Source organism: Flavobacterium polysaccharolyticum (assembly GCF_038739875.1).
GTDB lineage: Bacteria > Bacteroidota > Bacteroidia > Flavobacteriales > Flavobacteriaceae > Flavobacterium > Flavobacterium polysaccharolyticum.
In genome coordinates, this window is record NZ_JBCGDP010000096.1 from 1 (window position 1) to 293 (window position 293).

Sequence of the window (293 nt, forward strand, 5' to 3'; positions counted from 1 at the left end):
ATTTTAGCTACTTGTTTACCAACTCTTCCCATTCCAAGAATGGCAATTTTTTTATTTTTAAGATTATGTCCTTTAAAAAAATCCCTGTTCCCATTACCTTTCTTTACATCATCAAATGAAAATGGGATTTTTTTTACTAATGATAAAAGCAAGCCCCAAGTATGTTCTGCTGTCGAGGGTATTTGCTCTAAAAATTCAGTCTCCCCTTTTAGGCAAATTACTTTACCTCCTCGTTTCAAAAAAAATTCTTCATCTATATGATCAGTTCCTGTAGTTGCGGAAAGAATAAAATT

General features: G+C 32.1%; 1 protein-coding gene. It reads right to left on the minus strand.

The annotated features are described in order from the left end of the window. Positions 1-293 (minus strand): NAD(P)-dependent oxidoreductase (locus WFZ86_RS20240; RefSeq protein ID WP_342693629.1); only part of this gene is annotated, 293 nt, incomplete at both ends.